Annotated in this window: 11 protein-coding genes; 2 read left to right on the top strand and 9 right to left on the bottom strand. The window is 67.8% G+C overall.

All coding sequences use genetic code 11. From position 1 onward, the window contains the following. Positions 1–60 precede the first annotated feature (60 nt). The gene (locus tag QOI01_RS12470; RefSeq protein ID WP_526381310.1) at positions 61–1,281 is read left to right on the top strand and encodes an LVIVD repeat-containing protein; all 1,221 of its coding nucleotides are present in this window, start codon (positions 61–63) and stop codon (positions 1,279–1,281) included. Positions 1,282–1,370: 89 nt separating this feature from the next. On the opposite strand, the gene QOI01_RS12465 is transcribed toward QOI01_RS12470, so the two are convergent. After that, the gene (locus tag QOI01_RS12465; protein ID WP_526381308.1) at positions 1,371–2,915 is read right to left on the bottom strand and encodes a phytoene desaturase family protein; all 1,545 of its coding nucleotides are present in this window, start codon (positions 2,913–2,915) and stop codon (positions 1,371–1,373) included. Between the two features lie 85 nt (positions 2,916–3,000). On the opposite strand from QOI01_RS12465, the gene QOI01_RS12460 reads away from it, so the two are divergent. After that, complete coding sequence (locus QOI01_RS12460) at positions 3,001–4,062, top strand: alpha/beta hydrolase family protein (protein WP_526381306.1); 1,062 nt, start codon at positions 3,001–3,003, stop codon at positions 4,060–4,062. On the opposite strand, the gene QOI01_RS12455 is transcribed toward QOI01_RS12460, so the two are convergent. The 8 genes from QOI01_RS12455 to QOI01_RS12420 form a co-directional block, all read right to left on the bottom strand. Then, the gene (locus tag QOI01_RS12455; RefSeq protein WP_526381304.1) at positions 4,046–6,256 is read right to left on the bottom strand and encodes a xanthine dehydrogenase family protein molybdopterin-binding subunit; all 2,211 of its coding nucleotides are present in this window, start codon (positions 6,254–6,256) and stop codon (positions 4,046–4,048) included. The two genes, QOI01_RS12460 and QOI01_RS12455, sit on opposite strands and share 17 nt — an antisense overlap. After that, positions 6,154–6,651, bottom strand: a complete 498-nt coding sequence (locus QOI01_RS12450) for a (2Fe-2S)-binding protein (protein WP_526381302.1) — start codon at positions 6,649–6,651, stop codon at positions 6,154–6,156. The genes QOI01_RS12455 and QOI01_RS12450 overlap by 103 nt, the downstream gene beginning before the upstream one ends. A gap of 31 nt (positions 6,652–6,682) precedes the next feature. Next, positions 6,683–7,327, bottom strand: a complete 645-nt coding sequence (locus QOI01_RS12445; protein WP_526381300.1) for a carboxymuconolactone decarboxylase family protein — start codon at positions 7,325–7,327, stop codon at positions 6,683–6,685. Positions 7,328–7,400: 73 nt separating this feature from the next. Further along, the gene (locus tag QOI01_RS12440) at positions 7,401–8,165 is read right to left on the bottom strand and encodes a sulfite exporter TauE/SafE family protein (RefSeq protein ID WP_526381298.1); all 765 of its coding nucleotides are present in this window, start codon (positions 8,163–8,165) and stop codon (positions 7,401–7,403) included. 17 nt (positions 8,166–8,182) lie between these two features. Next, a complete protein-coding gene (locus tag QOI01_RS12435) occupies positions 8,183–9,097 on the bottom strand; it encodes an alpha/beta hydrolase family protein (RefSeq protein WP_526381296.1) in 915 nt (304 codons plus the stop codon). Between the two features lie 238 nt (positions 9,098–9,335). Further along, entirely contained in the window at positions 9,336–9,464 is a 129-nt protein-coding gene (locus QOI01_RS12430; RefSeq protein ID WP_526381294.1) for a hypothetical protein, read from the bottom strand. A 404-nt stretch (positions 9,465–9,868) separates the two neighbouring features. Next, the gene (locus QOI01_RS12425) at positions 9,869–10,264 is read right to left on the bottom strand and encodes a nitroreductase family deazaflavin-dependent oxidoreductase (protein ID WP_526381312.1); all 396 of its coding nucleotides are present in this window, start codon (positions 10,262–10,264) and stop codon (positions 9,869–9,871) included. Positions 10,265–10,371: 107 nt separating this feature from the next. After that, positions 10,372–10,712: aromatic-ring hydroxylase C-terminal domain-containing protein (locus tag QOI01_RS12420; protein ID WP_526381292.1), on the bottom strand; the 341-nt coding region annotated here is incomplete at its 5' end.

Raw genomic sequence — 10,712 nt, 5'->3', positions numbered from 1 at the left:
AGGCGTCTTCTGCCTCGAGCCGCTCTCCGATCTGGCCGATCTCATGGCGGAGGCAGCTTCGTGAGCGAAGCCGGTTGCACGGCACCCGGTTTCACCGCCGACGGTGTCGAGTTCGTCGGCTACCACGACGTCGGCGGCAAGCCCGTCTTCAAGCTGGCGATGCAAGTCGTCGACGAACGCTGGTACCTCTACGCGACACACTTCTGGGAACCGCGACTGTCGATCTTCGACGTGACCGATCCCGCCGACCCGCGCCTCGTCGGCGCGATCGAGGGTCCCGATCACGCCGCGACCTGGCAGGTTCAGGTCGCCGCCGGTCTGCTGGTCCAGGGCATGGAGCACCGACCGCCTGCCTGGGGAGGCGATCCCGCACTCAACTCCGCCGAAGGCATCCGCTTCTTCGACGTCAGCGATCCGGCCGCGCCGAATCTCATCAGTGAGTGGCACACCGGCGAGCACGGCGTGCACCGCAACCACTTCACCGGTGGTCGCTACGTGCACGTGACGGCGAGTCGGCGCGGGTTCGAGGGCAACATCTACGTGATCCTCGACATCGCCGACCCCAGCAGTCCCAAGGAGGTGGCGATGTGGTTCCTGCCCGAGCAGTACGTCGCCTCTGGAAAGACCCCACCTCGACGCATCTCCCTACACGGACCGCCGTATGTCCTCGGTGATCGTGCCTACCTCAGCTACGGGGCGGCCGGGCTCGTCATCCTCGACATCTCGGACATCGAGCGGCCGACGCTCGTCTCGCGACTGGAGATCGGCGCCGCCTTCTCCAGCATGATCGCGTTGCACACCGCGATCCCACTACCGTCGCGAAATCTGTTGCTGGTCAACACCGAAGCGATCGCGGAGCGCCAGCAGGAGCCCTACAACTTCGCAGGCATCGTCGACGTGAGTGACGAGCAGAACCCCCGTCTCGTGTCGCTGCTGCCGATACCAGCGCCTGCGGCGGGTGCGGCGTATCCGAACTTCAGCACGCGTGGTGGGCGCTTCGGCCCGCACAATCAGCACCATCCTCAAGGCGCTGAGCTGTTCGCCGACGACAACCTGATGTTCATGACGTGGTTCAACGCAGGGTTGCGGGTCTACGACATCAGTGACGCCCATCTGCCGCGCGAGATCGCCTGGTACCTCCCGGACGACCCCGTCGAACGCCGCGGACTGCTGCCCAAGACCTTGGTCACGCAGTCCGAGGACGTCTTGGTCGACGCGCGCGGCAACATCTACTTCTCCGACAAGAATCACGGCCTGCACGTCGTCCGGCTGACCGGCTGAGCAATACCCTCGCCGAGTGGCCACCTACCGCACGCCGTACGCGAAAAAGTCTGTCATAACTGGCCACTCGACAACCGGCGGCTGAGCGTTCAGGGGCTGGACATCGTCGGCGTCAGCCCAAGGTCGGCCAGCACGGTGCGTGCCGTGTTGCGTCCGGGCCGCCCCGACACCGAACCTCCGGGGTGCGAGGTCGAACCGGTCAGGTACAGCCCTCCGACATCGGTGCGGTAGTCGGGCCAGCCGGGGATCACCGTCCCATCGTCGAGCGCGAACTCGCCGCCATGGCACGATCCGCCGATGTTCGAGAGGTTGTGCGCGGCAAGTGATGTGGGTGATTCAGGCCTGATGGCCAGGATGTCGGCGTCGTCGATCCCATCGACATGGCGGCGGGCGATCCCGAGTAGCACCTGAGCGTATGCCATCGCATCGGCGTCCGACCACGGACTGCCGTCGCGGAGCATCGGCGCCGCGGTCAGGAACTTGAACGTGCCGCCGGGCGCGCGGCCGGGATCGACCGCCGTCGACGACATCATGAGCAGCCACGGATCCTGGTCTTCCAGGCGCCCGGACGGCAGTCCGGCGACCTGGCGAAGCAGCCCCTCCGGACTGCCGAGCCCCGCGGCGGCCGATGTGACGGGACCGCTGGCCGATCGATAGCACGCGTCGGCGCGAAGCGCGAAATGCACTGCGAACAAAGAGATTCCCGGTCGCCAGCATCGTGCCGCGTCGTCGGCCGTCCCCGAGAAAGTCTCGAGCATCGCGGATAACTCGCGAAGGTGACTACCGGCGACGACGGCTCGGCCGGCCCGGAACTCGCGGCCGTCGTCGGTGCGCACCCCAACGCAGCGCCCGCGCTCCACGAGAAACGACCGCACCCACGCCGACGTCTCGACGGCGCCGCCGTGGTCGGTGATATGGGCCGCAAGAGCTTTCGGCAACGCGCCCGATCCGCCGACCGGCGTGGCCCAGCCATAGGCCAGTCGGCCGGCCATGATCGCGGCAGGCAGTGCGCCGGTGCCGGGTCTCTCCGGTGGCTGCATGGTGGCGAAGGCCATCCAGGTCATCACCCGACGCACGACCGGGTGGTGGAACGTCGAGGCGATCACCTCCCAGGCGCTGCAGCGCCGTAACCGCTCGTAGCCGTGCGCCCACGGCTCGTCGGGCAGCGGAAGACCTGCGGACAGGTGGGCGTGCGCGATCCGCTGACCGGCGTTCCAGTCCTCGATCATGGTGACCAGGGCGTCGGCGTCCGGGCGCGAGTAGCGGGCGAACTCGGCGGCGGTGGCGGTCAGGTCCGGGTGCACCGTCAGCAGATCGCCGTCGGCGAGCGGGAAGACCACCGCCGGGTCGGTAACGACGTACTTCAGCCCGTAGCGTGCGACAAGTGCCAGCTCGTCGTCGCGGATCAATGGGTTCGACTGCAACACGACGTGCGCCGTCGAGCACGAGTCGTGGCGCCACCCCGGGAGGGTGAGCTCTTCGGTCACGGTGTTGCCGCCGATCACGTCGCGCCCTTCGAGCACGGTGACGGACAGGCCGGCCTCGGCGAGGTACGCAGCGCACACGAGCGCGTTGTGCCCGCCGCCCACCACTATCACGTCGCTGACCGGCGGGTTTGAAGAGGATGAGGGCACCGTCGTCCTTCCGTCGATACTTCCCTCCTGCTACGGTAGGAGAGGCCGCAATCGTTTGCAATAGTGGGATCGAGGAATCTGAGGCATGGACGAATACGTCGCCTCCGCCCGTTCGCACTGGGGTCCCCGGTTCACCGCCAACGGTGTCCCGGCCGCCGATTTCGACCGCGTCATGGGTGGCCTGGAGTCCTGGGACGACTGGTGCGCCGCCTGGTCGGCCGCGGCGCGCGTGCACGAGGACCTCGGGACCGAGGCGCTCGAGCAGGATCGCCTGCGGTCCGCGGGAGCGCACCTGAGCACCGCGGCCGTGGTGTATCACTTCGCGAAGTTCGTCTATGTCCGCGACCTGGATCAGATGCGCGCCGCCCACGAAGCTGCCGTGCGGTGCCTCGATGCCGCACTGCCGCACCTTGACCCGCCGGGTGAACGAATCGAGGTGCCGTTCGAGGGCTCGACGATCTACGGGATCCTGCGCAAGCCGCAGGGGCAGGCACCCCATCCGGCCGTCATCATGGTGCCGGGCCTGGATTCGACCAAGGAGGAGCTGCGGGCCACCGAGGAGCTCTTTCTCGAACGCGGCCTCGCCACGTTCAGCGTCGACGGCCCAGGGCAGGGGGAGGCCGAGTACGACCTGCCGATCCGTGCGGACTGGGAGGTACCGGGCCGGGCATTCGTCGACGCCCTCATGGCACGCGACGACATCGACGCCGATCGCATCGGCGTCTGGGGAGTGAGCCTCGGTGGGTATTACGCACCCCGATTCGCCAGCGGCGACGAGCGGATCAAGGCGTGCGTCAGCCTGTGCGGCCCTTACAGTTTCGGCGAGAACTGGGATGTGCTGCCCGCCCTGACCCGGGAGACGTTCACGGTCCGGTCGCGCTCAAAGGACGAGGACGACGCCCGCGCCCTGGCGCTGACGCTCACCATGGACGGCCGGACCGCGTCCCTGCGCTGCCCGACGCTGATCGTCGCAGGCAAGAAAGACCGGCTGATCCCCTGGCAGCAGGCCGAGCGGGTGCATCACGAGGTCGCCGGGAGCGAGTTCCTGCTCCTCGAAGACGGCAACCACGGCTGCGCCAATGTGCTTGCCGCACACCGCTACCGCACGGCGGACTGGATGGCGGCGCTGCTCAATCCGCAGCGTTGATCGCCGCGACGATGTTGTCGGGCGTGAACGGCAGCGCGCGGACCCGCACTCCGAGGGCGTCGGCCAGCGCATTGCCGATCGCGGCTGTCGCCGGGCCCTGCGTCGCCTCGCCCGCGCCGAGCGGCGGCTCGTCGGGACGATGCACCACGTGGACATCGACAGTAGGCACCTGGCTGAACCGCGCGATCGGGTAGGACTCCCAGTCGGTGCTGGTGATCGAGTGCCGGTCGAAGCGGACCTGTTCGAACAGCGCCCAGCTGGTGGCCTGGATCGCCCCGCCCTCGATCTGGTTGCGCACCCCGTCGACGTTCACGACCCGACCGACGTCGACGGCGATCGTCAGGCGCGTGACGTGCAGCCGGTCGGTCGCCTCCACGTCGGCGACGACGGCGCAGTAGGAACCTCGGTTCTTGTATCGACAGAACGCGATGCCCCGGCCGTGACCGTCCGGCAGCGGTGCTCCCCAGTCGGCCGCTGCGGCAGCGGTGCTCAGCACCTCACGCGCGCGCGGGTCGGACAGGTGGTCGAGCCGCATCTGCAGCGCGTCGCGGCCGGTCGCCAGGGCCAGCTCGTCGATGACGGATTCCAGTGCGAACGTGTTGAGATGACTGCCGAGCGAACGCAGCGACGACGTGCGGATCGGCATCGTCAGCAGCCGGTGAACCGTCACGTCGACCCTGGCGATGTCGTAGTACGGCACTGAGTTGCGCGCCGAGCCGTAACCGCGGTCGGCAGGCGGGTCCACTGCGGGAGGCAGCATCGCGACACCCGCCCGATGGGCGTCGGCCAGCAGGCCGTGGCGTGGCGCGTAACCGGGCCTTGCCGTGTGGCCGTTGCTCCACAGCTCATACGACCAGTCGGTGATCGTCCCGTTCCCGTCGACGCTGGCTTTGACGTCGGCGACCATGGCCGGGCCGAACGGCTCCCACGACAACTCGTCGGCGCGGCTCCAGAGCGCCCGTACGTACCGGCCGGGAACCCGCATCGCCAACAGCGCGGCGTCAACGGCGACATCGTCGGCGGCATTGTGGCCGTAGCTGCCCGCGCCCTCGACGTGCTGCACGACGACCGCCTCGGGAGGCAGATCCAGGGTCGCCGCAATGGCGCGGCCCAACGTGAATACGCCTTGGCTGTGGCTCCACACGTCGAGGCGTCCGTCGTCGTATTTCGCGATGGCACAGCTGGGGCCGATCGACCCGTGCGCAAGGAAGGGCCTAGAGAAGGTGGCGCCCACCACGGCTGACGAATCTTCGTGTCGGGCGACGTCATTGCGGATCAGGCTGGTCTCGGCCTCGGCGCTCCGCAGCCAGCCAGAAAGTTCATCGGAATCGGGCAGCTCGATGCCCGCCGACCACGACGCTGCGGCCGCCAATGCCTCGGCCGCTTCGTTGGCCTGCCCCTCACGCCGGGCGAGGACGGCCAGGAAGTCGCCGTCGCGCACGACATCCTCGACACCGGGCATGGACGCAATCTGGGCGAGGGAGACGTCTTCGAGATGTGCCCCCGGACCGGGGGGCCGCACGACCCTGGCGTGCAGCATGCCGTCGAAGTCGAGGTCGTGGATGAAGCGCGCGCGGCCAAGCACCTTGTCGGGCAGGTCGACGCGGGCCAGGTCCTTCGATGTGGGAGGCGCGAGCTCGACGTCGAGAGACGGGTCGCCGACGCGGACGTGGAGGTCGACGATGCCGGAGAGGTCGGCATAGGACCCGATGCGGGAACCGTCCGGTGCAGCGAACACCCCGGACGCCAGCCGGACCTGCCCGACGTCCAGTGCCGCCTTGCGCGCGGCCGCACGGCGGAACAACTCGCGCGTCTCCGCGCACACCCGCCCGACCGCCGCGCCGGAGACCGTGATCGACAGGCTGCCTGCGGTCAGGCCCTCATCCGGTGACGACACCGTGTTGGTCGCGGCGGCTAGGACCGCCTCTGGCGGAACGTCGAGCTCGTGGGCCGCGATCTGGGTTAGGGCCGTGACGATCCCCTGCCCGAGCTCGACCTTGCCGATGCGCAAACCGATCACGCCATCGTCGGCGACGGTCAGCCACGTCGAGATCCATGGATTGGCGACCAGCGACGCCGGCAGATCCGTTGTCACGGTGCCGATTCCAGCGTCGATCCCAGTGCCGACTCCGGTGTCGATCCCGCCGCCGCGAGCACGGCGTCGATGAAGCGCAGATGCGTTCCGCAGCGGCACAAATGGCGCTCCAATGCCGTCGTCACCTCGTCGCGCGTCGGCCGGGGATTGTCACGCAGGAGCGCTGCGGCGCTCATGATGATGCCTGCGATGCAGTAGCCGCACTGCGCGGCCTGCAGCTCGAGGAACGCGGACTGCACCGGGTGCAGGGCGTCGGGCCGACCGAGCCCGACGAGGGTTCGCACGTCGCCCGCGACGTACTCGACGGGAGTGTCGCACGCCGGTGTCGGATGTCCGTCGATCCAGACGACGCACGCTCCGCACTGGCCGAGTCCGCAGCCGAACTTCGCCGACTTGTCGCCGATGTCGTTGCGCAGCACCTCGAGCAAGGACGTGCCCGGCGGAACGTCGACGCGGTGCTCGCGGCCGTTGACGGTCAGCTCAAACGAGGCCACTTCCCCTACTCCAGAGCCGGCGGATGCCGATTCAGGCGTGGCTCGAGGCCGCCCAGTAGGCGGGGTCGGCCTTGCTCGCGGCGAGCCCGTCGGCCGTCTCGAATCCGGGGGCCATCGACACGGACGTGCCTGCCATGTACTGGTGATGATCGATGCCGAGCAGCCGGATCCAGCTCTGCTGGCCGAATGTCAGTGCGATACAGCAGCCCAGCTCGACCAACTCCGGCTCGGAGAAGTTGGCGTGCAGACGATCCCAGAGTCCGTCGAGGTCCTGGCTGCCCCATGCGATGGCCTCGGCGTACGCGAGCGCGGCCTTCTGGCGGTCGTCGTACAGGTCGGACGTCTCGAAGTTCAGCAGTTGGTCGTACTGCTGCTCGTGCAGGCCTGCCGATGCGGCCTTCTCCGACCGCTGGTTGCCGCAGAACTCACACTTGACCGTCCTGGAGATGTAGACCCGGCACAGGTCCTTGATCGCGTGTTCGACGACGCCGCTGTGGAACTGGGACTGCCAGCTGTCGGCGAAGGCCCAGAACGCTTCCGGTGAGTGCGCGCGGACCGCGGAGCTCTCGGGTCGTGGGGTGCCGTGCTTGGCGCAACGCTCCATTTCCGCCTTCATGCGCTCGTCCATCTGCTCGAGCGGTACGTAACTGATGCGCTGCGTGTTGGACGGACCCATATCGCTCCTCAAGCTCGCTGCAATCGATTGTGGTCAGTATGTGCTGGCCAGGTCTGGGCGTCAAGACCGTCGGTCAGTCGAACAGCAGGATCTTGACGAGCGCGACTGAGCCGATCACCACGATGAACACGCGCAGCACCGCAGGCGAAAGCTTTCGGCCGAACCGGGCGCCGAGGTAACCACCGATGAACGATCCTGACGAGATCAGCGCGACGACCGACCAATCGATGTGGTTGGTGGCGATGACCATGAATGTCATTGCGGCCACGGCGTTCACCAGGGTCGCCAGGACGTTCTTGATCGCGGTGAGGCGTTGGATGCCGTCCCTGAGGAGCAGCCCCATGAGTCCGACGAGCAGAATTCCCTGGGCGGCGCCGAAGTAACCGCCGTAAACGCCGAGGGCGAAGATCCCTGCGGTGAGCAGGACTCGCGAGAGCAGGTTCCCCGAACCCTCGTGCCGGGCCGCGGCCGTGCGCCGTTGCACGCTCGGGCCGAAGACCACCATGAGCAGGCCCAGAGCGATGAGGGCGGGCACGATCGCCTTGAACGACTCGTCGGGCAGCACCAGTAGCAGGACCGCCCCGACCAGCGCGCCTGCGATCGATGCCGGTGCGAGGCGCACCAGGATCGCCCGGTTCGGGCGCAGCTCACTGCGGTAGCCGTAGATACCCGAGACACCGCCGGCAACGATGCCGATGTTGTTGGAGACGTTCGCGGTCAGCGGTGGATAGCCGAACAGGAGCAGGGTCGGAAAGGTCACCAGTGCTCCCGAGCCGACGATGACGTTGATCCCGCCTGCCCACACCCCCGCCGCGAAGATCACGACGGACTCGATCATCGGAGGCCTTGCCGGGCTCAGCCGGCGAGGTGCTCGTCGAGGAACGCGATGACGCCGTCGATCGCGCGCTCCTGCACGTCATCGACCTCCACTGCGCCGTCGGCGCCTGCGGTCGGGAAGATGTAGCCGTGCAGCGGGTGGTCCCAGGTGACCCACGTGGCGTCCTTGCCGCTGGACGCCAACAGGTCATAGCTCAGCCGGAAGATCCCCTGGAGATGGTCGTCGTCACGGCCCATCACCAGCATGGGAATCGAGATGGGCTCGATCCGCTCGAGGGCGAGCGGTTCGTTGATCCGTGAGCGCACGAACGCGGGATCGCGCATCTGCATCTCCTCGATGTTGCGGAGCTGCGTGTCCGGATTGGTGAAGGCCGTGTCATCCGGGGTGAGATCGAGGAATTCGTGATTCGCTGGCTCACAGGCGATTCCGGCCTTGAGCGGACCGTCGTACTGGGACGCGATCTTGAACAGCATCTCGCCGGCATGACTCACACCGACGTGACCGAGGCGGTCGGGGTCGATCTGCGGGTGCCGCGCCACGTGCTCCAGGATGGCGAGCTCGTCCTCGAACTCCAGCGGTGACCGGTTCATCAGGTCCATGCCCTGCCGTCGGTCGACGACGAGACGCCCGCCGCGATGGAAACCGAGCTCGACCTCGGTCCGGTACCGGCCCCAGGCGCAGGCGTAACCCGCGTCGAGAAGGCGCTCCATGATGTAACCGTGTGTCGCGACCCGTCCGCGTAGCCAATCCAGACCTCCGCCGCCGTTGCCGTATGCGAGGAACACGAACGGAAGGCCGGTGGCGTCCGGCGACGGCAGGCGAAGGGCGTAGGGGACGTAGAGCCCATCCCAGGTTTCGGTCAGGTGGTAGCTGACCGGTCGCGACGAACCCGGCACGGGTTCGGTGATCGCTGCATAGCTCGGTGCGGGCATGAGCCGCTCCATTCGCTCGTCGGGACCGCCGGGTGCAAACGATTGCAGGTTATCACGGCCGCAACGTGCGGCTTCGGTGAGCGGGTCGGCACTGCCCTCGGTGGCGCACTTGCCCAACGGGTGGAAGTCGTTCCCTCAGAACGGGATGGGTGACGCGGGTGTCGAAGTCCCCAGGCACCGCCTCGAACGTCGCCGCCGCACGCAGGAGCGTCTTCGGAGCGGCCAGCGCCCGCAAGGCCTAGCAACCACTCGTGCTGATCCCGAACATCCCGATCCTGGATGCATCGACCTGCAGCAGTCCGGTCAGGTAGGCGGCATAGGTCTCGATGGCCGGCTCGTAGTTGTCCAACCCGACCGTCCGGTCCACACAGTGATCGCAGCGTTCACGCAACGCGACGGGAACCGAAGAGGTCCGAAAGCCGTTGGCGCGCAATTCGGCCCGTCACCCCCTCTCTCGGTGGCGGGCCGAACCGGTCCAGGAGCCGCGCTGCATTCGCCTCGCTTAGCAAATCGCAGTTCGCGCCCCGGGACCGCAGGCCCTCAGCGCGGCACTCGAGGATGAAATCCACCTCTTGCCAGCCCCAAGGGTTGACGACACCGTACTCCCGCGTGCGGCAAAACATCGGACACTGCGGATATTGGAGACCGTAGCCATCGAGTGACCGGCACTGACACCGCGTTCGCACTTCGACCGACTACTCCATGGCACACGTGCGCATCCTGCCCCGCGTCGAGCCGTCACGTGTGAGTCACTCTGTCAAGTGGGCGCCCCTACTCCGCCCGACCGTCAGACTCCTGCTCGATGCGAAAGACCGGGCAGACCCCAGCGACAGCGGCGAGAGCATCGGGCGTGGTGTCGGGAATGACGCCCGCCTCGCGCATGATCGCCACACCGTCCGGCGTGACCGTGGGCCACGCCCGCAGTACCGGTTCCGCAGAAGCGGCGTCGAGCTCCACCAGCCGGACGCGTTCGTCGTGGCCGTCGACGGACAGTACCGCGTGGCCGGCCGCGCGCACGTTGCGAACCCAGTCCGCGCCAGGGAACCCACCGACGACATAACGGGCGCCGTCGCGCTCATACAGGGTGACCGGCGTTCGCCGCAAAGCGCCGGTGCGGCGCCCGGCAACGGTCAGCACGGCAGCGGGCAGCTGCGGGTCCGACAGCATCTGAGCGTTGATGTCCTTCAACCATTCCGGGGAACGGATGTGTAGTCGGGGGTCGGTCACGGGTCCTCTCTCCTAACGGAATTCGATTGACACCAGCGTCGGCAACGCTACCCAACGGAGCCGACGTCGGCACCGAACCACTTCGGCAACTGATCGAGCAGGTCCTGCTGATCTTCACCGATCCACGCCACGTAACCGTCCGGGCGCAGCAGCGCGGCGGGCGCATCCAGTTCCTCGCTGACGTCGACCACGTGGTCGACCCGGTCGGCCCAGCCCGCCACCGAGAGCCTGCCGGTCTGGTCGAGCAGCAGCCCCCGGCCGGCGTGCATCAGCCCGTAGAGGTGCCCCTGCTTCAGCTGCACGTCCCGCAGCCGCCGGCCGAGCAGTTCCGGCCCCGGGCCGAAGTCGTAGCGGATCCCGATCGCGGTGTTCTTCTCGATCAGGTACC

The organism is Mycobacterium sp. (assembly GCF_032162605.1).
Lineage (GTDB): Bacteria > Actinomycetota > Actinomycetes > Mycobacteriales > Mycobacteriaceae > Mycobacterium.
This window is presented reverse-complemented; position numbering and strand designations above follow the sequence as displayed.

Bases quoted from the DNA above. Each gene is read 5' to 3' on its own strand.
- QOI01_RS12435 (WP_526381296.1), bottom strand. From the start codon at position 9,097: ATGCCCGCACCGAGCTATGCAGCGATCACCGAACCCGTGCCGGGTTCG.
- QOI01_RS12445 (WP_526381300.1), bottom strand. From the start codon at position 7,327: ATGGGTCCGTCCAACACGCAGCGCATCAGTTACGTACCGCTCGAGCAG.
- QOI01_RS12460 (WP_526381306.1), top strand. From the start codon at position 3,001: ATGGACGAATACGTCGCCTCCGCCCGTTCGCACTGGGGTCCCCGGTTC.
- QOI01_RS12425 (WP_526381312.1), bottom strand. From the start codon at position 10,264: ATGCTGTCGGACCCGCAGCTGCCCGCTGCCGTGCTGACCGTTGCCGGG.
- QOI01_RS12440 (WP_526381298.1), bottom strand. From the start codon at position 8,165: ATGATCGAGTCCGTCGTGATCTTCGCGGCGGGGGTGTGGGCAGGCGGG.